Consider the following 24,005-nt stretch of genomic DNA (forward strand, 5'->3'; position numbering starts at 1 on the left):
CGTGCACACCGCCCTGACGGCCATGCTCGGCCGCATCCGCTCCGTCCTGCCCGCCCGGGCCGACTACGCGGTCATGGCCCGCAGCCCCCGCCGGGACCTCCTGGCCGGTCTCACCGTGGCGATCGTCGCCCTTCCCCTCGCCCTCGGTTTCGGGGTCTCCTCCGGCCTGGGCGCGGAGGCCGGGCTGGCCACGGCCGTGGTCGCGGGCGCACTCGCCGCGCTGTTCGGCGGGTCGAACCTCCAGGTGTCCGGACCGACCGGTGCGATGACCGTGGTCCTGGTACCGATCGTCGCCCAGTACGGACCCGGCGGCGTCCTCACCGTCGGCCTGATGGCCGGCGTGCTCCTGATCGGCCTCGCCCTGCTGCGGGCCGGGCAGTACATGCGGTACGTGCCGGCGCCCGTGGTGGAGGGCTTCACCCTCGGGATCGCCTGCGTGATCGGCCTCCAGCAGATACCCAATGCCCTCGGCGTCGAGAAGCCGGAGGGGGAGAAGGTCCTGCTCGTGGCGTGGCGGGCGCTCGTGGAGTGCGTGGCCTTCCCGAACTGGACGGCGATCGGCCTCTCGCTGGGTGTCGCGGCGGTGATGCTGGCCGGCGCCCGGTGGAAGCCGACGGTCCCGTTCTCGATCGTCGCGGTCATCGCAGCGACCCTGATCGCGCAGCTCTTCCACCTCGACGCGGCGGCCCCCATCGGTGACCTTCCCTCCGGGCTCCCCGCCCCCTCCCTGGCCTTCCTCGACGCCTCCGCGTTTGGATCTCTGCTGGCCCCGGCCGTCGCGGTCGCGGCGCTCGCCGCGCTGGAGTCGCTGCTGTCGGCGACCGTGGCGGACGGGATGACGGTGGGGCAGAAGCACGATCCGGACAAGGAACTGTTCGGGCAGGGCATCGCCAACCTGGCGGCCCCGCTGTTCGGCGGCGTCCCGGCCACCGCCGCGATCGCCCGGACCGCGGTCAACGTCCGTACCGGCGCCTCCTCCCGGCTCGCCGCCCTCACCCACGCCCTGGTCCTTGCGGTGATCGTGTTCGCCGCAGCCCCCCTGGTCTCGAAGATCCCCCTCGCCGCGCTTGCCGGGGTGCTGCTGGCGACGGCGATCCGGATGGTGGAGGTCGGCTCGCTGCGCGCGATGGCGAAGGCGACCCGCTCCGATGCTGTCGTCCTCGTCCTGACCGCGGCAGCCACTCTGGTCCTTGACCTTGTGTACGCGGTGATCATCGGCCTGGTCGTCGCGGGGGCCCTCGCGTTGAAGGCGGTGGCGAGTCAGGCCCGGATGGAGCAGGTCGACTTCCGCCCGGACCTGCCCGGCGAACACAGCGACGAGGAACACGCCCTGCTCGCCGAGCACATCGTCGCCTACCGCATCGACGGTCCCCTCTTCTTCGCCGGTGCCCACCGCTTCCTCCTCGAACTCTCCGAGGTCTCCGACGTGCGGGTGGTGATCCTGCGCATGGCGAGGGTGACCACCCTGGACGCCACCGGCGCCCTCGTCCTGAAAGACGCGGTGGAGAAGCTGAACCGGCGCGGCATCGCCGTGATGACCTCCGGTATCCGGCCCGGCCAGCGCCAGGCCCTGGACGCCGTCGGCGCCCTGGAGCTGCTGCGCCTGGAGGGCCGGGAGTACGCCACCACGCCGGAGGCGATCGCCGGCGCCCGTAAGCATCTGGAGCAGGCGGGCCTGCTGCCCCGTACGCATCACCGACCGCACCGCATCCGGAAGGCCGCACGATGACCGTCCCCGCCGACCTGCGCATGATCGAGGTCTCCGGCACCGAGGCCCTGTGGCTCCTCGAAGGATCCGCCCAAGGCCGGCTCGTCTACATCCAGCGGGAGATGGCCGTCGTCCGCCCCGCCGCACACGTGATGGAGTACGGACGCCTCGTCGTCCGAGCCCCCGTACAAGCCGCCACGATCCCCGGCCGTGCGCTGCTGACCTACCAGGTGGATGAGATCCGCAGCCCGGCCGGGACCGGCTGGACGGTCAGTGCGCACGGCCCGGCCGACGTCATCGCCGACCCGGACGAGGCCGCCCACTACCGGCGCACCCTGCCCGGCTGGGCCCACGGCCCCCACGACACCCTGCTACGCCTGCACCCGCAGTCCGTGTCCGGGTTCCGACTGGCCCGCACCGTGACGGGGGCGGGCCGGTGAGCGTCCAGGTCGAGACGATGCCCTACCGGCATGTGCTGGACGTGCCGGCCATGGGGTCGGCCGTCCGTATCGCCCGGGAGACCACCGAGCTGGTCCTGGTGGAGTGCGGGGTGGGGCTTCGGCATCCAAGTGTCGGGCCGGCGCTGCTGATCGTGGCCGAGCTGGTCACCAACGCGGTGCGCCACGCCGCCGTGACGTCCCCGATGATCACGGTCACCTTCGCGCACGGGCCGGGGGCGTTCGCGTTCGCCGTCCACGACCGCCACCCGTACCAGCCCGCCCTGTTCGGGGCCCTGGCTTCTGCACCGGGCAGCGGCCTGGCCATGGTCGTCGAGATGACGATGGAGCTCGGCGGCACCGCTGTCGTACGGGCGGATGCGGACGGTCGTGGCAAGGCCATCTGGATCACCCTTCCCCTGTGAAGCCGAGGAGCTGACGATGACGATCGAATGGCGCTACACGACCCGCCAGGACCTGGGCGTGCTGTCCCTGGCCGGGTATCTCGGCGCGGACGCCACCGACCGGTTCACCGGCGCCATCGGCTGGGCGCTCGCCCGGGGCACCGGCCCGGTCATCCTTGACCTGACCGGTCTGCTGGGCTGGTCGGCCGGCGGGCAGATCGCCGTCGCCCAGGCCGCCCGCCGCCTCGGCGAGAGCGGGCGCAGACTCGAGCTCGCCGCGATCCCCGCGGACGGCTCTCTCGTCCCGGATGCGACCTGCCCGCCCGTCCCGGTCCACTGCGACCTCGCCGCCGCCCTGGCCGCCCACGGCGCTCACGGCACGGTCAAGCAGTGGACCACCGACGACTGGCCCACCGAGCAGTCCCCCGGGGAACCCGCCCTCATCTAGACCAGCACGACCATCCACAAGAACGACGAAGGACACCGGCACCATGAGCAACATCATCTTCAAGGACTCCAACGGCACCGTGCTGGAGGACGGGGACTCGGTCACCCTGACCAAGGACCTGAAGGTCAAGGGCACCTCCGAGACCCTCAAGCGCGGCACTCTGGTCAAGAACATCCGCCTCACCTCCCGCCCCGGCGAGGTCGAGTGCAACACCAAGAAGGTCAAGGGCCTGGTCCTGAAGACCGAGTTCCTCAAGAAGGCCTGACCGGCGAAGGACCCGCCCTGGGGGGCCGAACGTCACGAAGGTGCACTGCCGGGTCCCGCGAGTTGCAGGGATCTGCAATTGTGGAGGTCACAAGGTGTGAAGAGGGGCGAACGGATGCCTCTACGAAGGAACGGTTCCGGGTGGATGAGATGGCCAGTCAAGGCAGGGGTACGCAGGTGAGCACGCCGCTGTACCAGCTGAAGGCGGAGTTCTTCAAGACGCTGGGGCACCCGGTGCGCATCCGCGTCCTGGAGCTCCTGTCCGTACGCGAGCATGCGGTCGCCGAGATGCTGCCCGAGGTCGGGGTGGAGGCCGCGAGCCTCTCCCAGCAGCTGGCCGTCCTGCGCAAGGCCAACCTGGTGGTCACCCGCCGCGAAGGCTCGAACGTGTTCTACAGCCTCACCCACCCGCAGATCGCCGAGCTCCTGCGGGTGGCCCGCGGCATCCTCTCCGGCGTGCTGGAGGGCCAGGCCGAACTGCTGGCCGACCTCAAGGCCGGCCGTCACGTCTGACCGGGTGGCTCACGGTGCCGGCCCTGCGGGGCCCGCACCCCCAATACGGCGGCCGTCTTCCGTTAGTGCGGGTTCAACGCGCTTCTGACACCGGAAGACGGCCGCTCCCTCATCTCTCTCCGCCTCCCGCCACGGCGGGGACGGGCGCCGGCCCCGTCGCCCTGGCCGTCAGGGCCGTGGGGCGAGCGGGTCCCGATGCCCGGCGGGGACAGGCGCGACGGTGTGGGGGATTCATTTCTCGAGGGTGAGGGTCATCTCTCCCGGGGCCAGTCCCGGGCCGCCGGTGCACTTGGCGGTCATGCCGTTCGTCGACCTGTCGATCTGGAGCGTGAAACGGCCCAGGCAGTTGCCCATGGCCTGCTGGCCGCGCTGGTTGGGGTGGAACACCTCCTGCTTCATGCTGACGGTCATCTCCGTCCGCGCGGCGTAGCGGGCCCACTCCGACTTGTTGGCCGGTGGCACGTAGATGCTGCCGTCATCGGCGTAGCCGGTCTGGCGTGCGTCCTTGCTGCAGACCTGATGCCCCTCCAGGGCGGTGGACAGGTCCAGGAAGTGGACACCGGAACTCTTGGCCGTGTCCTTCAGCGTGATCGTGAGGCTTGGGCCTGCCTCCTTGCTCAGGTACAGCAGGTCCTTGTTGTAGAAGGGGCAGCCGTAGGTGCTCCAGCGGTCCCAGCTGTTCTCGTCGCTCTGCGGCGTCGTGGCGGCCTCGCCTGAGGCCAGCGGGTGCGGATAGGACTGGAGGATGATCTTGGCGTTCGATCCGCGTTCCTTGAGGACGCCCTTGACCTTGTCGATGACGATCGTGACCTTCGTCTTCAACGTGCGGGTGTTCTCGTAGAGCGGGCCGGTGATGGCCGTGTTGGTCGAGCAGTACTCGCTGGCCTTCCAGGACTCGCCGCACTTGGCCATGACGCCTGCGAGGTCGAGGTCGTTGCCGCCGATGGAGATCACCACGAACGCCAGCGACTTGGGGTTGCGGCTGACGAGTGCGTCCAGCTGCTGGATCTGCGGTGGCTGCTCCTTGTGGTGGCGGGTGAGGATGTCGTCGGTCGTCGCGCCGGAGCAGGCCAGGTTGAAGACCTTCTTGATGGTGCCGGAGCCGAAGGACGTACCCCGTACCGCGGTGATCTCCGAGGTATCCGAGCGGTGGCAGCCGGGTGTCGTGTCGTCGCTCAACAGGTCCTCTGGGGCGTAGATCTGATCGAGGGCGAGCCCGTCGGTGACGACCCGGTCCGTCTTGTCCCACAACTCCTTGGGGATGCCGCCGTTGTTCTTGCGGCCCGCGGCGTTCCCGCTCCACCGCGCGCCTTCGCCGGCGATGTAGGAGTCGCCCATGCTCACCGCGTAGAGAGGTTCGTCGGCTGCCGCCGCGGCACGGGCCGGGCCGATCGCGGCCGTCGCGGGGACGACCGCGAGGGCGCAGAGCAGGGCGGACAGGCGAATGGCTGACTTCATGGGCGGTGTCCCTCTCGCTGGAATCCCCCCTGTGATGTGATCTTGAGGGCTGGCTCTCCCCTGCGAACCTCCCGCCCCGCGAAGATCACCCGTACGGTGCCGGGCTTGTCGGCCTTCGGGCGCAGGGTGGTGGCCCGAGAGCTGAGATCACGGTGGACCGGGATTTCGTGCCCAGCCCGGCTGGGCTGCCCGTGCGATGAGGGCTGCCGCCACGTCGCAAAGCTTGATCGTTTCTGCGGTGATTGCGGGCGGCCGTGCGGGTGAGTTGGGGATCGACTATCTGTCCACCGGGTCCTGGGTACCGCTACAACCACTGCGTGATCAAGAACTTCCTCCAGCGTGGTCTCCCCGCTCTCGCTCTCGCTGCCCTGCCCCTCCTCGCCACCGCTCCCGCCGCGCACGCGGCCACCGCACAGGCAGCCGTGCCTGCCGCGCTCGGGGTCGCCGGGGCTCCCGGAGTCCGTGCACCGCTTCCGCTGTTCGAGGCGATCGACCGGATCCCCGTCGCCGACGAGCAGCGCGAGGGCTACAAGCGGGACCTGTACAAGCACTGGAACCGGGGCCTGGATCTCGGGGATGGGTGTGACACCCGCCGCGAGGTGATCCTGTCCGAGGCGCTTGAGGCGCCGCAGGTCACTGCGGGCTGCAAGCTGTCGGGCGGGGTGTGGCTGAGCCCGTACGACGACGTCACGATGACCGATGCGGCAGGAATTGACGTTGATCATTTTGTCCCACTAGCCGAAGTGCATGATTCGGGCGGTTTTGCGTGGGATGCGGCCCGCCGTGAGGCGTACGCGAACGACCAAGCCTCCCCGGACACGTTGATCGCGGTCACGGCAAAGTCGAACCGGTCCAAGGCGGACAAGGACCCGGCTCAGTGGCTCCCGCCCGCCGCCGGCTACCACTGCCAATACGCGGCCACGTGGACCGCGACCAAGCTGCGCTGGTCCCTGGCCGCGGACGACGCGGAACGTCAAGCCCTCCTCGGGGTGGCGGAGGACTGCCCGAACACCACGGTCGTCTACGAGCCGGCTGCGTGATCGCCGTGACGGGGCGGTCCAGGCCCGCGCCTGGCCGGTTCCCCGTTCCCGGCGGGTGGCCCGCCGGTCAGTTGGTGCCGTACTTCGTCGATGCAGGAGTGGTCATGAGTCTTTCAGCAGCGCCCCGGGAGTTCGCGTTCACCCTTCCCCACGGGTACACCGATCCGGCTGGTGTCACCCACCGGGAGGGAGTGATGCGCCTGGCCACCGAGAACGATGAGCTGACCCCGCGGGTAGACCCGCGGGTACGGGAGAACCCGTCGTATCTGGGCGTGGTGCTCCTCAGTCTGGTGATCACACGCCTGGGCACGGCGGGCCAGCCCTCCCCGACGGTGATCGAATCCCTCTTCCCGGCAGACCTCGCCCACCTGCAGAAGATGTACCGGGAGATTAACGGGGCGGAACTGCCAGGCGGACTGCCCGACAGCGTCTGAGGGCCGACACCGCTCATGTCGGTGAGAACGGCGCCGGGGGGCGGCGACGAAGCTGCACCGCAGCCTCGCCACGGACAGCCCGAATACCCCGTGGTTTGAATGACGCCCCCCGCCAACTGGGGCATCGTAGTGGACTGCTGAGAGGCGTGAGGCTTACGTCCATGACCTCGACGCCGACACCTTCCTCGTCGCTGTCACGGTCGGCTCGAACCGCAGCGAGGCCGACAAGGACCCTGCCGAGTGGCTCCCGTACGCCGAGGTGACGTGCCGGTACGTGGCCGAGTGGTCCGGAGACAAGTTGCGCTGGCGTCTGACCGTCGACGCTGGCGAACTGGCGGCCCTGGCCCAGCTCGCCGAGGCACGCCCCAAGACCACAGTCGAATTCGAACCGGCCGCGTAAGCACACCGAACACCGAACGCAACCGACTTGGAGATCCATGTCCAATCTCAGAACGAACGGCCGAGTAGATGTCCTGGGCGAGCCGGGCATCTGGATCGACTCATCGGAATCGACAACCCACAACGAGGCCGTCAAGGGGAGCGGCATGCTGGCCGTCGCCCTCCGGTCCGAGTCTCACCACGCCGCCACGGTGACCGTCGTCATCACCGACGCCGGCGGCCAGCAGGACACCCGCACCATCACGTCACAGAGCAACGAGACCATCCCGGTCCCCTCCGGCTCCAAGGTCCGGGTGACGTACACCGCTGACGAGGAAAGCCACGCAACGGTCAGCTGGACCCCGATGGGGGCCAGCTAGACCAGGAGCCCCGCCGCACGTCGGCGCCCTCGCCCCCTTACTTGGGCGAGGGCTGGGCAGACGAAACCGCCCGGTGCCCAAGGACGCCTCCCCCAGCGACGGCTCCCCGGCCATGAGGGGCCTGGGCGGCGCCACTTCAGACGTGGTGGGCAAGGGGTCCGGACTGTTGGGGGGTGGCCCGTTCGAGGAAGCGCAGGAGTTCGACGGGGAAGGGCAGGACGAGGGTGGAGTTCTTCTCGGCGGCGACCGCGACGACCGTCTGCAGCAGCCTGAGCTGGAGGGCGGCAGGCTGGTCGGACATCACAGCGGCAGCCTCCGCCAGCTTCTTGGACGCTTGGAGTTCGGCGTCGGCGTTGATGATCCTGGCCCGGCGTTCGCGGTCGGCCTCGGCTTGGCGCGCCATCGACCGTTTCATCGTCTCCGGGAGGGAGACGTCCTTGATCTCCACCCGGTCGATGGTCACGCCCCACTCGACTGCCGGGCTGTCCATCATCAGTTCCAGGCCCTGGTTCAGCTTCTCGCGGTTGGAGAGGAGCTCGTCGAGGTCGCTCTTGCCGAGGATGGACCGCAGTGAGGTCTGTGCCATCTGGGAGACGGCGAATCGGTAGTCCTCGACGCGGATGATCGCGTCGACGGGGTCGACGACCTTGAAGTAGATGACGGCGTCCACCCGGACGGTGACGTTGTCGCGGGTGATGCCGTCCTGGGCGGGCACCGGCATCGTCACGATCTGCATGTTCACCTTGTGCATCGAGTCCACTACCGGAATGATCATGGCGAACCCGGGCCCCCGGACCTGGCCGCGCAGGCGACCGAAGCGCAGGACGACACCCCTCTCGTATTGCCGGACCACCCGGGCCGCCGCTGCCAGATAGAGCAGGCCTGCGACGCCGGTGATCGCCAGCGCGGTCAGCAGTTCCTGGACCATGGCGAACCATCTCCCTCCAGCACGGCCTCCCTCTCCTGGATATGCCCCCTTTGCCATCCTTTGACCCTCATGCCGGGTGGAACCCCGGAGGCCGGCTCGGGGCCCGAGGGCGGGCATGTGCGGCGACAGGACATCACGTACGCCGTGCCGCCGGGGCGGTGTGCGTGCTGCCTGCCACCAGGACGGGTGTCAGGGGCCGTGAAGATGGGTGCTGGCCCCGATGCGCCGGGTCGGGGTGTTAGGCGATGGTGGGATCCTGAAGTCCCTCTTGTTCGGTACGGCCCTCGTGGAGCGCAGGGGACGGCAGGCCGGGATACGCAGGCTGGTGTGATGAACTGACGGGCACTCGCTGAAAGCAAGAGGAGGAAGAATGGCGGGCGACGAGGCGGCTGTGGAAGCCGCTCCCGCAGGTACCGCACCGGGGCAGGCCGGGAAGACCGGCAGGGACGCGCGCCGGATCGAGGGGTGGTCCATCGCGTGGATGCTCCTGGCCCTGGTGATCTGGGGATGCTTCGCCTTCCTGCTGTTCGCCGACTACGGCCCCGAGGCGTCGTCGTACCAGGGGTCCCGCAGTCTGTGCAGGGGCCCGTTCGTTGAGCCCTTGCCCCAGGAACGGGTCTGCCGCAGCGACGAGTTGCGGCAGTGGCCTTCGCTCCTGGGCATCCTCGCGCTGGCGACCGTTGCGACCGTCACCGCCGCGGCGACCACGGTGTACGCCAAGGTCCTCGACCATCTGGCGCACGGCGAAGAAGCCCGCGTGAACCCGCAGGACTGAGGTTCGCCGTTGCAGCCGCCCGGTGGCCGGCACCGGGGTCGGCTACAGGCTGGTGGTGAACGCGCGGACCGTCAACGACTGCCGGCGTGAGAGTTCGCAATCGGGGCCGGTGCGGGGGAGGTCCTCCGTTGCCGGGGTGGCGAAGATGGGTGTTGGCCCCGATGCGCCGGGCGGGGGCGCCAGGTGATGGTGGGGATCCGGAGCACCTTTGGTTCGGGGCAGCCCTTGTGGGGCGCGGGTGCTCGCGGCAGCACCTGTGAACGGAGCCGCGCCGATGACGACCCCGCCCCCGTCTCCGCACCAGCCCCGCATCTGCCGGGCGGGTCCGCCATGAGCGTGACCGCGTGGTTGGCCGTGGCGGTGTTCGGGGCTGTCTACGTGCTGATCGCCACGGAGAAGGTCCACCGGGTGGCCGCGGCCCTGGGCGGTGCGGTCGTCATGCTGCTGATCGGCGCGACGAGCCCGGAGCACGCGTTCTTCTCCGATGTGGCCGGGATCGACTGGGACGTCATCTTCCTGCTGCTGGGCATGATGCTGATCGTCTCCGTCCTCAAGCGCACCGGCCTGTTCGAGTTCGTTGCGATCTGGGCCGCCAAACGGTCGCACGGCCGCCCCTACCGGCTGATGGTGCTGCTGATCTTCGCCACCGCGTTCCTGTCGGCGTGGCTGGACAACGTCACCACCGTCATGCTGATCGCCCCGGTGACCATCGCGGTCTGCACCAAGCTCGGCGTCCCGGTCGTGCCGTACCTGATCGCGGAGGTGATGGCCTGCAACATCGGCGGGGCCGCCACCCTGATCGGCGACCCGCCCAACATCATGATCGGCTCCCGCGCCGGACTCTCCTTCAACGACTTCCTGCTCCACATGGCACCCATCACCACGGTGCTGATCGTGGTGTTCGCGGTGATGGCCCGCTGGATGTTCCGCGGCTCCTTCACCTACGACCCCAAGCGGGCCGTGCAGGTCATGGCCATGCGCGAGCGGGACGCCATCACCGACGCCCGGCTTCTGGCCGTCAGCGGCATCGTCGTCGTGATCGTGATGGCCTGCTTCGTCCTGCACACCACCCTCCACCTGGAGCCGTCGGTCGTCGCGATCTCCGGTGGCCTGATCCTCCTCGCCGTATCCCGGCTCGATGCGCGCAAGGTCGCGGCGGACGTCGAGTGGGAGACCCTGGCATTCTTCGCCGGCCTGTTCGTGATGGTCGGCGCACTGGTCCAGACGGGGATCCTCACCGACCTCGGCCAGGCAGCCGCCCGCGTACTGGACGGCAACCTGTTCGGGGCGTCCATGGCCCTGCTGTTCGGGTCGATCGTGCCGTCCGCGGTGATCGACAACATCCCCTTCGTCGCCTCGACCAGCCCAGTCGTCTCCGAGATCGTCGCCGCCTCCGGAGGAGGCGAGCAGGCGCAGGTGTTGTGGTGGTCCTTCGCCCTCGGTGCGGACCTCGCGGGCAACGCCACGATCATCGCCTCCTCGGCCAACGTCGTCACCGTCGGCATCGCCGAGCGCGCCGGACACCACATCTCCTTCTGGCAGTTCAGCCGCTACGGCCTGGTCGTCACCGCCGTCACCACTGCCATCGCCGGCCTCTATGTGTGGCTGCGCTACTTCGCCCTCGCCTGACCGATGAAAGGAGGCAAAGCCATGACCGACTCCGATGACGAGCGGATCGCCGACCTCGAAGCCGCGCTGTGGCACGACGATCCCCGCTTCGCCCGCGGCCTGGGCAAGGGCCGCCCCCGACGGCCCCGCGAGTACCGGCGCGGCCGGGCCTGGCTGGCCCTGCTGCTGGCCCTGGCCGCCGTGGTCACCGGGGTACTGGTCCCGCACGGGCTGCTGCTGGCGGCCGGCCTGATCATGGCCGCGCTCGCGGTCAACCTCCTCGACAGCAACCGTCTGCGCCGCCTGCGCCGGCGCAGGCCCTAGGGGGCGTGCCGTGACGCTGCAGCAGCTGTACCTGGTGCTGCTGGTGGGCGGCGTCGTCCTCATGGCCAGCATCGCCGCCGCCCGCACCGCGCACCGGCTCGGCCTGCCCAGCCTGCTGCTCTTCCTCGCGGTGGGCGTGATCGCGGGCGAGGACGTGATCGGCATCGAGTTCGACGACGCGCAGCTCGCCCAGTCCCTGGGCACCGCCGGCCTCGCCGTCATCCTCGTCGAGGGCGGCCTGAGCACCCACTGGCCCGACGTCAGGCGCCGGCTGGCACCTGCCGGTGTGCTGGCCACCGCCGGGGTTGCCGTGTCGGTGGCGGTCACGGGTGCCGGCGCCCACTACCTCCTGGGCATGGACTGGCACCTGGCCCTGCTTCTGGGTGCGATCGTCTCCTCTACCGACGCCGCCGCCGTCTTCGCAGTCCTGCGCTCCCTGCCCCTGCCGCGCAAGACCACAGGTCTGCTGGAGGCGGAGTCCGGGTTCAACGACGCCCCGACCATCATCCTGGTCCTGGTCTTCTCCACCGCCGTCGCCGACCTCCCCGGCCCGGCCGCGATCCTCGGCAACGTCGTCTACCAGTTGGTCGTCGGCGGTCTGCTGGGGCTGGCCGTGGGCAGGATCGGGGTGGCCGCGCTGCGGCACATCGCCCTGCCGGCCACGGGCCTCTACCCGCTGGCGACGGTCGGGTTCGGCATCATCGCCTTCGCCGCCGGCGGGTTCGTCAACGCGAGCGGCATCATCGCCGCCTACCTGGCCGGGCTGGTCCTGGGCAACTCGCGCCTGCCCCACCGCGCGGCGACCCGCTCCTTCGCCGAAGGGACCGGATGGCTCGCCCAGATCGGGCTGTTCGTCATGCTCGGGCTGCTCGTCGACCCCAGCGAACTGTCCTCCGCCATCGTGCCCGCCCTCGCAGTCGGCCTGGTCCTGCTGCTGATCGCCCGCCCCGTCTCGGTCGCCGCCTGCCTGCTGCCCTTCCGCACCCCCTGGCGGGAACAGGCCTTCATCTCCTGGGCCGGCCTGCGCGGCGCCGTACCGATCGTCCTGGCCACGTTCCCGATCGTCGCGGCCGTCGAGGGCTCCCGTCACCTGCTCAACATCGTCTTCGTCCTCGTCGTCGTCTTCACCCTCGTCCAAGGGCCCACCCTGCCCGCCGCCGCACGCCTCCTGCACATCGCCCGGAGTGGGGCCGTGCGGGAGATCCAGGTCGAGAGCGCGCCCCTGGACGTCCTGGATGCCGACCTGCTGACCGTCACGATCCCGCCCGGCTCACGCCTGAACGGCGTCGCCGTCTTCGAACTCCGCCTCCCGCCACCGGCGGTGATCACCCTCCTCGTCCGCGGCGGCGTCACCCAGGTACCCAGCCCCGACACGGTCCTCGCCGCCGGCGACGAACTCCTCCTCGTCACCACTCCAGCCACCCGGCAGGCGACCGAGCGGCGCCTGCGCGCGGTGGGCCGCCGAGGCAAACTCGCCCGCTGGCTCGGCGAACAAGGCAGATCCGAACCCGCCGGCGGTGACACCGAATGACATGGGCCTTGTCCGATCAGGTCGAAAGCCCGGAGAGGACTCCGGTGTCATCGGGCGCCATCCCCGGCCCTTCGAAGGGAGGCCAGGGCGGCAAGCAGGCATCCGGCCACCGCGACGATTCCGGCGACGGCGGTCAAGGCCAGGCTGAACTGCGGCGAGGCCCCCGTCAGTCGCGGAACCGCATTGAGGGGTGCCGTGGCGTAGAGGGCGAGGACGGCCCAGCCGTAGGCCCGTGGGGGTCTGAGCCTGGCGGGCAGGCGGGCCGGCACCCGACCGGCGGCGATCGCCAGCCCGGCGGGCAGCAGGGTGAGGGAGAACATCGTCAGGCCGATCCACTGCCAGGTCATCTCGGTCAGTTCCTCTGGGTGTCAGGACAGGGCAAGAAAGTGAGTGGTGTCACGGGCGGGCGGCTGCGGCCATGACGAGGCCGGTGACGAGCAGGGCCGCGCCGATGATGAAAACGGGGACGCCAGGTCCGGGCAGCAAGTACATCGCCACACCGGCCAGGGCGAGAGGAGCGCCGATGGCGGCCATCACCCATCCGATCCGTCCTTGCGACATGAGCTTCTCCTTGTTCGGTGCCGGGGAAGGCGGGGCAGCTGAGGCGCCCCCTCGACCGCCCGTCCGCGCCCGCATCGAGGTTCTCCGCCTCCAGGCGAGGCGGGTCACCGATCGCCGCGGGCGGTGATCTTGAAAGCGAGGTAGGCGGCGGTGGCCGGCCACAGGACGATCAGCACGGTCAGGGTGAGGGCGCTGGAGACCGGGTCGTGTTCGGTGTCCCGGCGCCAGCCCGGGTGACGTGCCAGGAGGCGGGGCAGGCGGTGGGCGAAGCCGACCGCGCCGCCGAGGTAGACGGCCAGGGAGGCGAGCAGCAGCACGGTCTCCCGGCTGGTGATCGCCGCCCAGGTGTCCTCGCTCACGCGCGGCCGGCCGGATCCTGAGCCTGGTCCTTGACGTCCTCCGGCGATCTGGGCTGCGACGGCACCGCGGCCAAGGCGGCCGGGCCCGGCGGGTTGCGGCGGCTGGACACCCATGCGGCCACGGGTTCGGTGTAGCGGGCGGTCAGCGGTCCGATCACCACGAGGATCAGCACGTACGCGGTCGCCAGCGGTCCCATCGCGGGCTCGATACCGGCCGTGACGGCCAGCCCGGCGATGACGATGGAGAACTCGCCGCGGGCGACCAGCGTGCCGCCGGCTCGCCAGCGCCCCTTGACCCCGACGCCGGCGCGCTTCGCCGCCCAGTACCCGGTGGCGATCTTCGTACCCGCTGTGACCACGGCGAGGGCGAGCGCGGGCAGGAGGACGGGCGGGATGCTCGCGGGGTCGGTGTGCAGGCCGAAGAAGACGAAGAACACGGCCGCGAACAGGTCGCGCAGCGGGCTGAGCAGGGTGTGGGTGCCCTCGGCGACCTCGCCGGAGAGGGCGATGCCGACGAGGAACGCGCCGACGGCCGCCGAGACCTGGAGCTGCTGGGCGATGCCCGCCACCAGCAGGGTCAGGCCGAGGACCACGAGGAGGAGCTTCTCGGGGTCGTCGCTGGAGACGAAACGGGAGATGTGGCGCCCGAAGCGCACGGCGATGAACAGGACCGCTCCGGCGACTCCGAGGGCGATGGCCAGGGTCGCGCTGCCCGCGGCCAGGCTGACCCCGGCGAGGAGGGCGGTGATGATCGGCAGGTAGACCGCCATCGCCAGGTCCTCGAGGACCAGGATGCTGAGGATGACCGGGGTTTCGCGGTTGCCGACCCGGCCCAGGTCGCCCATGACCTTGGCGATCACTCCCGAGGAGGAGATCCAGGTGACGCCGGCCAGCACGACCGCGGCGACGGGGCCCCAGCCCATGAGCAGGGCGGCGACGGCGCCGGGTACGGCGTTGAGGCCGAAGTCGACCAGACCGGCCGGGTACTGGGTCTTGAGGTTGGAGACCAGATCCGAGGCCGTGTACTCCAGGCCGAGCATCAGCAGGAGCAGGATGACGCCGATCTCGGCGCCGATCGCGACGAACTCCTCGCTGGCACCCATGGGCAGCAGTCCGCCGGTACCGAAGGCGAGGCCGGCCAGGAGATAGAGCGGGATGGGGGAGAACTTCAGCCGTCCGGCGACCCGGCCGAGGAGGCCCAGTCCGAGGATGATCGCGCCGAACTCGATCAGGAAGAGAGCGGAGTGCACAGGCGTCACTCCCGACCGAGTATCGCGGCGGCCGCGTCGACGCCCTCGCGGGTGCCGATCACGATGAGGGTGTCCCCGCCCGCCAGGCGGAAGTCCGGCGCGGGCGAAGGGCGGGCCTCCGCGCGGCGCAGCACGGCCACGATCGACACCCCGGTCTCGGTCCGCATCCGGGTCTCGCCCAGCACCCGTCCGTTCCAGTGCGAGTGGGCGGACAGCTCGATCCGCTCGGCCACCAGCCCCAGGTCGGTGGTGTGCAGCACGTTCGGGCTGTGGTGCGCCGGCATCAGCGCGTCGATCAGCGAGGCCGTCTCCGCACCGGTCAGGTGCAGGGACTGCGCGCAGGCGTCGGGGTCATCCGCCCGGTAGAGGTTCACGGTCCGGGTGCCGTCGCGGTGCGCGACCACGGACAGGTGGCGGTGTTCGCGGGTGGTGAGGTCGTACTGGACCCCGATGCCGGGCAGTGGTGTGGTGCTCATCCGTGGAGCAGGCACAGCTGTCCCCCTCGTGTTCGCTTTCGTACGTGACGCCGCTGCGGCGGACACTGGTCTCGGGCAGGAGAAGCCGCTCGGCGGGGCCCATCGTGCCACTTTCCGCGTGTCCGAAATATGGGTGCCGGCACGGATGGACAGCAGCGTTCTATCGGCGTGAGGATGGGGCGGGGAAGTGGGCTCCGTCGCAGGTCAAAGCGCCTGGATGCGGGGAGGCCGGGCGGCCGTGGAGGATGCTGGGGGACCGGCTGGAAAGGCGTGTGGCCGTGTCGTTGTACTGGCGGATCTTCCTGTTGAACGCAGGTGTGCTGGCTGTCGCGGTGGCCTTGCTGCTGGGTCCGGTCACCGTTTCCACGCCGGTTCTGTTCGGGGAGGCGCTCGTGCTGCTCGGTGGGCTGGCCGCGATGCTCGTCATCAACGCGGTCCTTCTGAAGGTCGGGCTGGCCCCGCTCGCCCGGCTGAACCGGGCCATGGCCACCGCCGACCTCCTCAAGCCCGACGCCCGCCCGGCGGTCACCGGCGGTGGGGAGGTCGCAGCCCTCACCCGGACCTTCAACGCCATGCTCGACCGGCTCGAGGCCGAGCGCGCCACCAGCAGCGGCCGGGTGCTGACCGCGCTGGAGGCCGAACGCAAGCGCATCGCCCAGGAGCTCCACGACGAGATCGGCCAGACCCTCACCGCCGTGCTCCTCCAGATCAAGCACGCCGCCGACCGCGCCCCCGAGCCCGTGCGCAGCGATCTGCACCAGGCCCAGGAGACCACCCGCGCCAGCCTGGACGAGATCCGCCGCATCGCCCGCCGGCTGCGCCCCGGTGTCCTGGAGGAACTCGGCCTTCATAGCGCGCTGCGTTCGCTGGTCGCCGAGTTCACCACCCCGCGCCTGGGTGTCACCGCCCACATCACCCCCGGCCTGCCCCACCTGGACCCGGCCACCGAACTCGTCCTCTACCGCGTGGCCCAGGAGGGCCTGACCAATGCCGCCCGGCATTCGGGCGCCACCCGCGTCGAGGTCCACCTGCGCCCGCTGCCCCGCGGCGGCGTCGGCCTGCTGGTCCGCGACAACGGCCACGGGCTCGGGGACGCACCCGAGGGCGCCGGCATCCGCGGGATGCGCGAACGCGCCCTGCTGATCGGCGCCGAACTCCTCGTCGGGGCCAGCCCGCACGGCGGCACCCAGGTCCGACTCGAAATCCACGACACCACGGGGGCAACAGCATGAGTCAGCCGGAGGGCGGGCCCGCCCGCATCCTGCTCGCCGACGACCACACCCTCGTCCGCCGAGGCGTACGCCTCATCCTCGACGCCGAAGCCGACCTGACAGTGGTCGCCGAGGCCGCCGACGGCGCCGAAGCCGTCACCCAGGCCCGCACCCTCGACATCGACCTCGCCGTCCTCGACATCGCCATGCCCCGCCAGACCGGCCTCCAGGCCGCCCGCGAACTCGCCCGCATCCGCCCCGGCCTGCGGATCCTGATGCTCACCATGTACGACAACGAGCAGTACTTCTTCGAAGCCCTGCGCGCCGGCGCCTCCGGCTACGTCCCCAAATCCGTCGCCGACCGCGACCTCGTCGAAGCCTGCCGCGCCGCGCTCCGCGACGAACCCTTCATCTACCCGGGTGCGGAGAGCACCCTCATCCGCACCTACCTCGACCGCGCCCGCACCGGCGGCCCGATCCCGGAGCGGGCCATCACCGAACGCGAGGAGGAGATCCTCAAACTCGTCGCCGAAGGCCACAGCTCCAAGGAGATCGGCGACCTCCTCGTCATCAGCCCCAAGACCGTGGAGCGCCACCGCGCCAACCTGCTCCAGAAGCTCGGCCTGCGCGACCGCCTCGAACTCACCCGCTACGCCATCCGCGTCGGCCTGATCGAGCCCTAGCCGTAGTCGCCCCGGTGCTCACCGGGGACAGACCAACGTCCGCAAGCCATCCGGCCCGCCCGCGCATCACGCCTGCGTGCGGTGGGGCGCCCAATCGCTTTCGACCCGGGGGGAAAATCCTGTGCACCACGACGCCGAGCCCGTCTTCAAACGCAGCACGTGGGGAACCAACCGCTACTACTACAACCCGCGCAACCCCGTCGGCCTCGCACTGATCGTCATCACCGTGCTCTTCGTCGGGACGATGCTGATCCTCGTGGCCAACCGGGCCGGACCGTTCGCGGCCCCTCCCGCCCCCGAACCGTGGAACCCCCCTGGGTACGAGCACTCCCGGACGCCCCTGCCGACGGCGGGCACCCCGGGAGTGGGTGCCCCGTGAGAGGGATACGGAACTGGCGGCGGCAGACGGGCTCCCTCCTGGTGTGGTGGGCCGTCGTCACCCTCGTACTGGTGCTGCTCAGCGCGGCTCTGGGCCAGCCGGTGACCCTGGTGGGGTGCGGTGCGTCCGCAGTGCTCCTGATCGCGGTGGGCGAGGCGGGCAACGGGTTGAGGCAGCGCCTGCGGCACAGGACCAGGAGAGCAGGGTGAACCAGGGCGCCCCGATACCCGGGCTGATGATCGTCTGCGGTGACGACGCGCTCGCCGTACGACTGGCCGGCGAACTCCACGACATCTACCGCCAGCCCGTCACGCTTCTCGTGCCCGACGCCGACACCATCGGCCCCCAGCCCCCTGCCACCACCCGTGTCGTGGAAGCCGACACTGCGGACGCGGCGGCCCTGCGGGAAGCGGGCGCCGCCCACGCCGCGGCGGTCGCGCTCGTCTACGAGGACGACGAGTTCAACATCCGGGCCGCGCTGGCAGCCCGCCGTATCAACCCGCGGGTCCGCCTCGTCATCCGCCTCTACAACCGCAAGCTCGGCCGCTACCTCGCCGAACTCCTCGACCAGGCCTCAGTGGTGGCCGGCGGCCAGGCGGGCGACTCGACGATCACGGTCCTCTCGGACGCCGACACCGCCGCCCCCGCACTGGCGGCCACCGTCGTCGCCGGGACGAGCAAGGTCCTCCAGGCCGACGGCCTGCTGTTCCGCGCGATCGAACGCACCCCCGTGCAGCGGCGCGAGGCCACCGAACCGGTCCTGTGCACACTGGCCCTGCTCTCCTCCACCACCGAGGACCCCGACGGCACCGAGGGAACGGACGCCAGCGGGCCGGCCGGCCCCCGGCTCCTGCCCGCCCCGATGGAGATCGCACAGTCAGCGCAACGCGGCGCCGTCGTCCTCGAAGCCGTCTCGCACACCGCCCCCTCGCCCGCACCCGGCAGGCTCAGTGCCGCCCGCCTGCCGGTGATGGAGCTGTTCTCACGCCGGGTCCGCTGGTCACTGGCCGGCTTCACCGCCGCCGTCATCGCCATCGCCATCACCTCCAAGATCACCACCGGTGACCCCGTCGCCCACTCCGCCTACATCACCCTCCTCGACCTCTTCTCCATCAACGACCCCGCCGTCGACGACCCCGTCGAGCGCCAGCTCCTCCAGCTGTTCACCGGCCTCGTCGGCCTGCTCCTCCTCCCCGTCCTGGTCGCCGCAGTGCTGGAGGCATCCGGATCCTTCCGTAGCGCCTCCGCCCTGCGCAGGCCCCCGCGCGGCACCACCGATCACATCGTCCTGCTCGGCCTCGGCAAGATCGGCACCCGCGTCCTGGCCCGCCTGCGCGAACTCGACATCCCCGTCGTCTGCGTAGAAGAAGACCCCGAAGCCCGCGGCATCCCCCTCGCCCGGAGCCTGCGCGTGCCGGTCATCCTCGGCGACGCCACCCAGGACGGCATCCTCGAAGCCGCCCGCATCCACCGCGCCCACGCCCTCCTGGCCCTCACCAGCTCCGACACCACCAACCTCGAAGCCATCCTCTGCGCCCGCACCACCAACTCCGACCTGCGCGTGGCACTGCGCCTGTACGACGACGAATTCGCCACCGCCGTCCACCGCACCCTGCGCACCGCCCACCCCCAAGCGGTGACCCGCAGCCGCAGCGTCACCTCCCTGGCCGCCCCGGCCTTCGCCGCAGCCATGATGGGACGCCAGATCCTGGGCGCCATACCCGTCGAACGCCGGGTGCTGCTCTTCGCCGCGATCGACGTGGCCGGCCTGCCCCAGCTCGAAGGCCGCACCATCGCCGACACCCTCAACCCCGGCCACTGGCGCATCCTCGCCCTGGACACCACCGACCCCGCCGACCGGCGCCCCGACTTACGCGCCACCCGCCTCGACGGCCAGAGCCACGTCAGCGGCCTTCTCTTCGACCTTCACCCCGGGCACCTCCTCGGGCCCGACGACCGAGTCGTCATCGCCGCAACCCGCCAAGGCCTCGCCGAACTCCTCAGCCATCGACCGCAGGCCACCCCGGCCCACTGACCGCCGCCGCACCACGAGACCCGACCGAGGCAGAGGGCTCGGCCGCACACAACCCGGTCCTGCGGCCACAAGACCGGGGAAGGCGAACCGGCTTTGCTCCGTCCGCCCTTGCACCCAGCGGAAGGGAGAGAAAGGCGGCGACGGGTGGCTGCGGCGCGCGATGCCCACCAGAAGGATCGATTCACCTGGTTTGGACCGCTTTAGGGTGGGCGCGCGCGTGGTACGCGGCCAGAGCGTCGCTTCGTTCGCTGAGAAAGCAGGTGCCCATGAACGCAACGGCTTCCGCCTCCCCTGCCGGCCCTTCCCTGTTCTGCGGTGAGGTGTTCCACGTCGATCCGAACGGGCCCGAGGTGCACAACGACCCGGTCGCCACGGCGGTGCGCCACCTCGTGCCGTACCTGAGCTTGCGCGCTGTCCTGGCTGTGCCCACCTACCAGTTCGTCAACGACACCAGCCGGTACTGGGTCTTCGGGCAGCAGGTGGTGCTGGATGCGGCCAACGCCCAGCTGATGGCGAAGGCTGCCGAATACCTGCTCGTCGAGGCCGGACCGGCCCCGGACCGCAAGATCAGCATCGTGCGCCAGGCCCGTCCGGTGACCGAATGGCCGTCCTTGAAGGACATCGGCCGCCTCGCCTGCTTCCTGCCGGTCCCGGACCGGCAGAACGTCGACGGGCAGAGCGAGCAGTGGGTATTCCACGTCAAGGACGGACAGCTGATGAGCCGCAAGACGGCCATCCAGCACGACGGAGCCCACACCGACACCATCCTCAAGAACGACCTGCCCGTCGCCGAGGACTGGCCCTCCCTCGACGGGATCGGCCTCCTCACCTCATTCGTCCCCGTACCCGGCAAGCAGGACGCCGACGGGGAAAGCCACTTCTGGGTCCACGCCCTGGACAGCGCCTGGAACCCGACGGTGCGCACCATCGCGATCAAGAACGGCAGCCACAAGGACATCGTCATCGACTGGGACAGCGGCAAGCAGTCGACCTATTTCCAGGGGATCCAGAACTGTGTCAGGGCCGGCGAGATGCTGACCCAGGCCGTCGTGCAGGGGCCGACGGGCGCGCGCACAGAAATGATCGGTCTCACGCTCGGCGGCCAGGCGGCCGGCACTGGCCGCCGCAAGCAGTGGAAGGTCGGCTTCCGCGTGGTCGAGCTCGACACGGGTACCTACAGGATCAGCCCGCTCACGGAGGACAGTGATCCGCGCAACCCGTGGCTGGCGGTCACCGGGCCGGTCAACGAAGCCCTTGGCCGGACCAGCGAGGACCTGTCCGACCTGTTCACCGGTGCCGGCGGGAAGCCGGGGACAGGCATCACCCAGATCCGCAACCTCCTGTGCCGCTGAGTATCCACCGCCCGCACGAGCTCACGCGGCGGCACCCAGGCCGGAGTCGAACCTTTGGCGGGTGCCGGTCTCACTTCTGCGCGTGCTGGCCCAGGTAGAACAGCAGCCAGATGAACCCGGCGAACACGTGCGTGCCGAAAATGTAGAAGAAGGCCCGCATCGCGACGCCCTTCTCCTTCCACTTCTCATGGTCCGCCGCCGAGTCCTTCCCGGTCGGGTGGTCCGTCATGATCAGTCTTCCTTCCTGGTGTCCGGTTCCTGGGGCGGGCGGGTGCACGGGCGGACGAGGATCTGCATGCCGTGCTCGCCGGCGTGCTCGATGACGGCCGCGACCTCCCCGACCTCGACCGTACGCACCTCGGGCTCGCGGCCGGTGCCGAGGTAGGTGATCTCGTACAACTGGACGGCCCCTTGGCTGCTGCTGGTCACGGTGTTCCTTCCGGCAGAATGAAGCGGACGACGACCGCCTTGCCGCGCCCGCCGGCGGAGGGCTCGATACGGATGTCGCCGCCGAAGGCGCGCGCCAGCTCCGCCACCGTGCGCAGCCCCTGACCGGAGGTCCGGCCAGCATCGGCCAGCGTTATCGGCCGCGGGTCCAGATCCCCGACACGGACCACGAGCAGATGCTCGGCCATGTGGACGGTGACCTCCGCGTCCGGGGAGTGCTGCGCGTGCCGGACGGCGTTGGTCACCAGCTCGCTGACCACCAGGAGCACGGCACCGAAGAGCGCGGAGGAACTCTCCAGGCCGAAGAGGACCAGGGAGCGTTCGGTGCGCTCGCGCGCGGCCCGGACAGAGCCCGGCACCAGCGGCACCGCCCACACGTGCTTGCGGACCTCGACGGCCGGCTGCCCGCTGGGGTGCCGGGCCATCACCGCCGCCTCGGACGAGCCGGCGGTGACACCGGCTTCACCGGCTGTCCCCGTCGGTGGCCACTCCGTGATCGTGAGCCACGCGCAACGCGTCCTCCAGCTCCTCCGCGGCCTGCGCCTCCTCGAAGGCATCGTCAGCCTCCTGCGCAGCACGGAGACGAGCCCGCGCCACACGGACCCGTTCCAGCGCCGCTTCCTCGAACCCGGCCACACCGCGACCCCCGTCCACCGACTACAAAACTAGTAAATTGCATAACTCTGCAAGTCTAGCGGCTGCGGGCCCGCCGACCGGTTCGCGATGGTCGGGTGGCTGGTCAGTTCGTACCGGCCCCCATCACGGGTGATGTCCGCGTCCGCCGAGCCGCACCCTGAGCGGTGAAGTCGATCGCCGGACGGATCTGGTCGATCAAGGCCGACACGCGGCCGGGTGACGGGCGCCCATTGCGTCGAGCGGAGAGTGAGGGCCCTTTCGGGGGCGCCAGATGGCCATCGTCGGCCCGGACGGATGGGCACTATTCCAGGTCGCCGCTCTGCGCGATATGGGTGTTGACACCCATATCGCGCTCTCGCCGCCCTCCAGTGTTGACGCCGCCGGAGGGCGCCATACCTGCCAAGTGCGGCCCTGGTCCGCCCGCAAGCCTCCCTCATGAAGGACTTGGTGCTACTTTCACTAGCATCATGCTGCTGAGACTGGACACGACAGACAGCCGGCCTCTCCATGAGCAGGTGGCGGGAGCCATCCGGCGCGCCATCGGCGAAGGCGAGTGTGTGCCGGGAGATCGGCTGCCATCGGCCCGGGATCTGTCCCTGGCGCTGGGGGTGAACGCCAACACCGTGCTCCGCGGCCTGCGGGCGCTGCGGGACGAGGGGGTGTTGGAGTTCCGCCGAGGCCGCGGGGTCACCGTGGCCCAGGGCGCGGGACAACGGTCCGAGTTGCTCGAGCGGGCACGCGAGTTGGTGGCCGAGGCGGCACGGCTGGGCTACAGCAAGAGCGATCTCATCGAATTGATCAGGGGGCTTTCGTGACTGACTGTATGAAGCGACCGGGCGACGCAAGGTGGGGGGCGGCCGTGTGGGTCGCAGGTGTCTTCGCACTGCTGGCCGCGCTGCCCCTGGCCACGAGCGGCCGGCTGCCCGAGCGGGTGGCCACGCACTGGGGCGGCGAGGCACCCGACGGGTCGATGCCGTTGTGGGCAGCTTCCGCGTTCCCGGCCCTCATATGGGCCGCGCTGGCACTCGGGACCATCCTCACGACGCGGCGCATGAATGCGCCGACCCCGTCGTGGGCCGGTGCGACCCTGGCGTTCACGGGCGTCTTCATGGCGGGCATCCAGGCGTCGATAGTCCGCGCGAACCTGGACCGCGCCGATTGGCGGGAGGCGGGCTCTGTAAGCCTGGGAATCACCCTGACGTTCGTGGCCGCGCTGGCTGTCGGCGCGCTCGGCTGGAGCGCCGGGCGGCGCGGCGAACTGCCTTCCCCTGCCGTCGAAGCCAGCGGAGGCGCGGCCATGGAGATCCCCGCCGGGGAGCGCTTCGTCTGGCTCTCCCGCACCACGAATCCCTGGCTGCACCTCGTCGCGGCCGTCACCGGCGTCGCGGCGCTCGCCGCCGTCCTCGCCGCAGCGTGCGGCCTGCTTACCGGCATGCAGTGGGCGGTTGTCACCCCCTTCGCGCTCGCCTCGGTCCTGACGTTGGCCTTCTCCTCCGTGCAGGCGCGCGTGACGGAGAAGGGCCTGGAGGTGGCTTTCGGCCCGCTCGGCTGGCCGGTGCGGCGCTGGGCGCCGCAGGACATCGACTCCTCCCGCGCCGAGTCGCGGACTCCGGCCCAGGTCGGCGGTTGGGGGTACCGACTCAGCGGTCTGGGCACCACCGTGATGCTCCGCGCCGGCGACTGCCTGGTCGTCCACCCCCGCAAGGGAGCCGAGTTCGCCGTGAGCGTCGATGACGCCGAGCGGGGGGCGGCGCTCCTCAACACCCTTTCCGCCGGGCGCCCTGAATGACGACACCGGCCACCAACCACATTCAAGCCATCGCACGCAGCGCGTCCCACAGCTCCTCCACGGCCTGCGCCCCCTCGAAGGCAAACGTGAGCCTCCTGCGCAGACTGGGTACGAGCCCGCGCCATGCGGACCCGTTCCAGCGCCGCTTCCTCGGACTCGGCTACACGGCGACCTCATCCACCGAATTTAGAACTAGC

The 24,005-nt window shown here is 70.4% G+C and carries 32 protein-coding genes; 22 read left to right on the forward strand and 10 right to left on the reverse strand.

The genetic code is table 11. The features are described from left to right. Window positions 1–22 precede the first annotated feature (22 nt). From ACFRU2_RS31895 to ACFRU2_RS31920, 6 genes are all read left to right on the forward strand, one after another. Complete coding sequence (locus ACFRU2_RS31895; protein WP_382978830.1) at window positions 23–1,729, forward strand: SulP family inorganic anion transporter; 1,707 nt, start codon at window positions 23–25, stop codon at window positions 1,727–1,729. Further along, complete coding sequence (locus ACFRU2_RS31900) at window positions 1,726–2,148, forward strand: pyridoxamine 5'-phosphate oxidase family protein (RefSeq protein WP_382978743.1); 423 nt, start codon at window positions 1,726–1,728, stop codon at window positions 2,146–2,148. The genes ACFRU2_RS31895 and ACFRU2_RS31900 overlap by 4 nt, the downstream gene beginning before the upstream one ends. Further along, window positions 2,145–2,570, forward strand: a complete 426-nt coding sequence (locus ACFRU2_RS31905; RefSeq protein ID WP_382978746.1) for an ATP-binding protein — start codon at window positions 2,145–2,147, stop codon at window positions 2,568–2,570. Before ACFRU2_RS31900 ends, ACFRU2_RS31905 begins: the two co-directional genes overlap by 4 nt. 16 nt (window positions 2,571–2,586) lie before the next feature. Then, complete coding sequence (locus ACFRU2_RS31910) at window positions 2,587–2,997, forward strand: STAS domain-containing protein (RefSeq protein ID WP_382978748.1); 411 nt, start codon at window positions 2,587–2,589, stop codon at window positions 2,995–2,997. A 43-nt stretch (window positions 2,998–3,040) separates the two neighbouring features. Then, window positions 3,041–3,262 carry an alkylphosphonate utilization protein gene (locus tag ACFRU2_RS31915; protein ID WP_382978749.1) on the forward strand — a complete coding sequence of 74 codons (222 nt, stop codon included), beginning with the start codon at window positions 3,041–3,043 and terminating at the stop codon, window positions 3,260–3,262. A gap of 176 nt (window positions 3,263–3,438) precedes the next feature. Then, on the forward strand, window positions 3,439–3,774 hold the full coding sequence (locus tag ACFRU2_RS31920) for an ArsR/SmtB family transcription factor (RefSeq protein ID WP_382978751.1): 336 nt from the start codon (window positions 3,439–3,441) through the stop codon (window positions 3,772–3,774). A 231-nt stretch (window positions 3,775–4,005) separates the two neighbouring features. Here ACFRU2_RS31920 and ACFRU2_RS31925 read toward each other — a convergent pair whose 3' ends face one another. Then, window positions 4,006–5,232, reverse strand: a complete 1,227-nt coding sequence (locus ACFRU2_RS31925) for a GDSL-type esterase/lipase family protein (RefSeq protein WP_382978754.1) — start codon at window positions 5,230–5,232, stop codon at window positions 4,006–4,008. Window positions 5,233–5,549: 317 nt separating this feature from the next. On the opposite strand from ACFRU2_RS31925, the gene ACFRU2_RS31930 reads away from it, so the two are divergent. The 3 genes from ACFRU2_RS31930 to ACFRU2_RS31940 all read left to right on the forward strand — a co-directional run bounded on the left by ACFRU2_RS31930 (window position 5,550) and on the right by ACFRU2_RS31940 (window position 7,464). Then, window positions 5,550–6,272, forward strand: a complete 723-nt coding sequence (locus tag ACFRU2_RS31930; RefSeq protein ID WP_382978756.1) for an HNH endonuclease family protein — start codon at window positions 5,550–5,552, stop codon at window positions 6,270–6,272. A gap of 104 nt (window positions 6,273–6,376) precedes the next feature. After that, window positions 6,377–6,706, forward strand: coding sequence for a hypothetical protein (locus ACFRU2_RS31935; RefSeq protein ID WP_382978758.1), 330 nt, complete (start codon window positions 6,377–6,379; stop codon window positions 6,704–6,706). 437 nt (window positions 6,707–7,143) lie between these two features. After that, window positions 7,144–7,464: a hypothetical protein gene (locus tag ACFRU2_RS31940; protein ID WP_382978761.1), complete on the forward strand. Its 321-nt coding sequence runs from the start codon at window positions 7,144–7,146 to the stop codon at window positions 7,462–7,464. Window positions 7,465–7,600: 136 nt separating this feature from the next. Here the strand turns inward: ACFRU2_RS31940 and ACFRU2_RS31945 are convergent, their stop codons facing one another. Next, window positions 7,601–8,392: a slipin family protein gene (locus ACFRU2_RS31945; protein WP_382978762.1), complete on the reverse strand. Its 792-nt coding sequence runs from the start codon at window positions 8,390–8,392 to the stop codon at window positions 7,601–7,603. A 370-nt stretch (window positions 8,393–8,762) separates the two neighbouring features. Between ACFRU2_RS31945 and ACFRU2_RS31950 the strand changes: the two genes are divergently transcribed. The 4 genes from ACFRU2_RS31950 to ACFRU2_RS31965 all read left to right on the forward strand — a co-directional run bounded on the left by ACFRU2_RS31950 (window position 8,763) and on the right by ACFRU2_RS31965 (window position 12,630). Continuing rightward, window positions 8,763–9,167 (forward strand): hypothetical protein, encoded by a 405-nt coding sequence (locus tag ACFRU2_RS31950; RefSeq protein WP_382978765.1) that lies wholly within the window; start codon window positions 8,763–8,765, stop codon window positions 9,165–9,167. 330 nt (window positions 9,168–9,497) lie between these two features. Then, window positions 9,498–10,796, forward strand: a complete 1,299-nt coding sequence (locus ACFRU2_RS31955) for an SLC13 family permease (protein ID WP_382978767.1) — start codon at window positions 9,498–9,500, stop codon at window positions 10,794–10,796. A 21-nt stretch (window positions 10,797–10,817) separates the two neighbouring features. After that, window positions 10,818–11,099, forward strand: a complete 282-nt coding sequence (locus ACFRU2_RS31960; RefSeq protein ID WP_382978770.1) for a DUF3040 domain-containing protein — start codon at window positions 10,818–10,820, stop codon at window positions 11,097–11,099. A 10-nt stretch (window positions 11,100–11,109) separates the two neighbouring features. Then, window positions 11,110–12,630 carry a potassium/proton antiporter gene (locus ACFRU2_RS31965; protein ID WP_382978772.1) on the forward strand — a complete coding sequence of 507 codons (1,521 nt, stop codon included), beginning with the start codon at window positions 11,110–11,112 and terminating at the stop codon, window positions 12,628–12,630. A 47-nt stretch (window positions 12,631–12,677) separates the two neighbouring features. Here ACFRU2_RS31965 and ACFRU2_RS31970 read toward each other — a convergent pair whose 3' ends face one another. The 5 genes from ACFRU2_RS31970 to ACFRU2_RS31990 all read right to left on the reverse strand — a co-directional run bounded on the left by ACFRU2_RS31970 (window position 12,678) and on the right by ACFRU2_RS31990 (window position 15,276). Beyond that, window positions 12,678–12,977: a hypothetical protein gene (locus ACFRU2_RS31970; protein WP_382978775.1), complete on the reverse strand. Its 300-nt coding sequence runs from the start codon at window positions 12,975–12,977 to the stop codon at window positions 12,678–12,680. A gap of 49 nt (window positions 12,978–13,026) precedes the next feature. Continuing rightward, window positions 13,027–13,191, reverse strand: a complete 165-nt coding sequence (locus ACFRU2_RS31975; protein ID WP_382978778.1) for a hypothetical protein — start codon at window positions 13,189–13,191, stop codon at window positions 13,027–13,029. A 104-nt stretch (window positions 13,192–13,295) separates the two neighbouring features. Then, on the reverse strand, window positions 13,296–13,550 hold the full coding sequence (locus tag ACFRU2_RS31980; RefSeq protein ID WP_382978781.1) for a hypothetical protein: 255 nt from the start codon (window positions 13,548–13,550) through the stop codon (window positions 13,296–13,298). Further along, window positions 13,547–14,800, reverse strand: coding sequence for a cation:proton antiporter (locus ACFRU2_RS31985; protein ID WP_382978832.1), 1,254 nt, complete (start codon window positions 14,798–14,800; stop codon window positions 13,547–13,549). The genes ACFRU2_RS31980 and ACFRU2_RS31985 overlap by 4 nt, the downstream gene beginning before the upstream one ends. Window positions 14,801–14,805: 5 nt before the next feature. Further along, window positions 14,806–15,276, reverse strand: a complete 471-nt coding sequence (locus ACFRU2_RS31990; RefSeq protein ID WP_254381299.1) for a cation:proton antiporter regulatory subunit — start codon at window positions 15,274–15,276, stop codon at window positions 14,806–14,808. Window positions 15,277–15,554: 278 nt separating this feature from the next. On the opposite strand from ACFRU2_RS31990, the gene ACFRU2_RS31995 reads away from it, so the two are divergent. The 6 genes from ACFRU2_RS31995 to ACFRU2_RS32020 all read left to right on the forward strand — a co-directional run bounded on the left by ACFRU2_RS31995 (window position 15,555) and on the right by ACFRU2_RS32020 (window position 20,936). Beyond that, window positions 15,555–16,508, forward strand: coding sequence for a sensor histidine kinase (locus ACFRU2_RS31995; RefSeq protein ID WP_382978783.1), 954 nt, complete (start codon window positions 15,555–15,557; stop codon window positions 16,506–16,508). Next, window positions 16,505–17,170, forward strand: a complete 666-nt coding sequence (locus tag ACFRU2_RS32000) for a response regulator (protein ID WP_382978786.1) — start codon at window positions 16,505–16,507, stop codon at window positions 17,168–17,170. The genes ACFRU2_RS31995 and ACFRU2_RS32000 overlap by 4 nt, the downstream gene beginning before the upstream one ends. 121 nt (window positions 17,171–17,291) lie before the next feature. Further along, entirely contained in the window at window positions 17,292–17,549 is a 258-nt protein-coding gene (locus tag ACFRU2_RS32005; protein ID WP_382978788.1) for a hypothetical protein, read from the forward strand. Further along, window positions 17,546–17,758 (forward strand): hypothetical protein, encoded by a 213-nt coding sequence (locus ACFRU2_RS32010; RefSeq protein ID WP_382978790.1) that lies wholly within the window; start codon window positions 17,546–17,548, stop codon window positions 17,756–17,758. The genes ACFRU2_RS32005 and ACFRU2_RS32010 overlap by 4 nt, the downstream gene beginning before the upstream one ends. 26 nt (window positions 17,759–17,784) lie before the next feature. Further along, complete coding sequence (locus tag ACFRU2_RS32015; RefSeq protein ID WP_382978833.1) at window positions 17,785–19,584, forward strand: potassium channel family protein; 1,800 nt, start codon at window positions 17,785–17,787, stop codon at window positions 19,582–19,584. A gap of 266 nt (window positions 19,585–19,850) precedes the next feature. After that, window positions 19,851–20,936: a hypothetical protein gene (locus ACFRU2_RS32020; RefSeq protein WP_382978792.1), complete on the forward strand. Its 1,086-nt coding sequence runs from the start codon at window positions 19,851–19,853 to the stop codon at window positions 20,934–20,936. 70 nt (window positions 20,937–21,006) lie between these two features. Here the strand turns inward: ACFRU2_RS32020 and ACFRU2_RS32025 are convergent, their stop codons facing one another. Genes ACFRU2_RS32025 through ACFRU2_RS32035 form a run of 3 tightly spaced genes read right to left on the reverse strand, consistent with a single transcriptional unit; the run spans window position 21,007 to window position 21,808 of the window. Further along, window positions 21,007–21,165: a DUF6126 family protein gene (locus tag ACFRU2_RS32025; protein ID WP_382978794.1), complete on the reverse strand. Its 159-nt coding sequence runs from the start codon at window positions 21,163–21,165 to the stop codon at window positions 21,007–21,009. A gap of 2 nt (window positions 21,166–21,167) precedes the next feature. Beyond that, window positions 21,168–21,365, reverse strand: a complete 198-nt coding sequence (locus ACFRU2_RS32030; protein ID WP_382978796.1) for a hypothetical protein — start codon at window positions 21,363–21,365, stop codon at window positions 21,168–21,170. Beyond that, the gene (locus ACFRU2_RS32035; RefSeq protein ID WP_382978798.1) at window positions 21,362–21,808 is read right to left on the reverse strand and encodes an ATP-binding protein; all 447 of its coding nucleotides are present in this window, start codon (window positions 21,806–21,808) and stop codon (window positions 21,362–21,364) included. The genes ACFRU2_RS32030 and ACFRU2_RS32035 overlap by 4 nt, the downstream gene beginning before the upstream one ends. 73 nt (window positions 21,809–21,881) lie before the next feature. On the opposite strand from ACFRU2_RS32035, the gene ACFRU2_RS32040 reads away from it, so the two are divergent. From ACFRU2_RS32040 to ACFRU2_RS32050, 3 genes are all read left to right on the forward strand, one after another. After that, complete coding sequence (locus ACFRU2_RS32040; RefSeq protein ID WP_382978801.1) at window positions 21,882–22,052, forward strand: hypothetical protein; 171 nt, start codon at window positions 21,882–21,884, stop codon at window positions 22,050–22,052. A 434-nt stretch (window positions 22,053–22,486) separates the two neighbouring features. After that, window positions 22,487–22,834: a GntR family transcriptional regulator gene (locus tag ACFRU2_RS32045; RefSeq protein WP_382978803.1), complete on the forward strand. Its 348-nt coding sequence runs from the start codon at window positions 22,487–22,489 to the stop codon at window positions 22,832–22,834. Between the two features lie 8 nt (window positions 22,835–22,842). Further along, the gene (locus tag ACFRU2_RS32050) at window positions 22,843–23,808 is read left to right on the forward strand and encodes a DUF1648 domain-containing protein (protein WP_382978836.1); all 966 of its coding nucleotides are present in this window, start codon (window positions 22,843–22,845) and stop codon (window positions 23,806–23,808) included. Window positions 23,809–24,005 lie beyond the last annotated feature (197 nt).

Origin of the sequence: Streptomyces sp. NPDC056883 (assembly GCF_042788835.1) — a bacterium.
Taxonomy (GTDB): Bacteria; Actinomycetota; Actinomycetes; order Streptomycetales; family Streptomycetaceae; genus Streptomyces; species Streptomyces stoeckheimensis.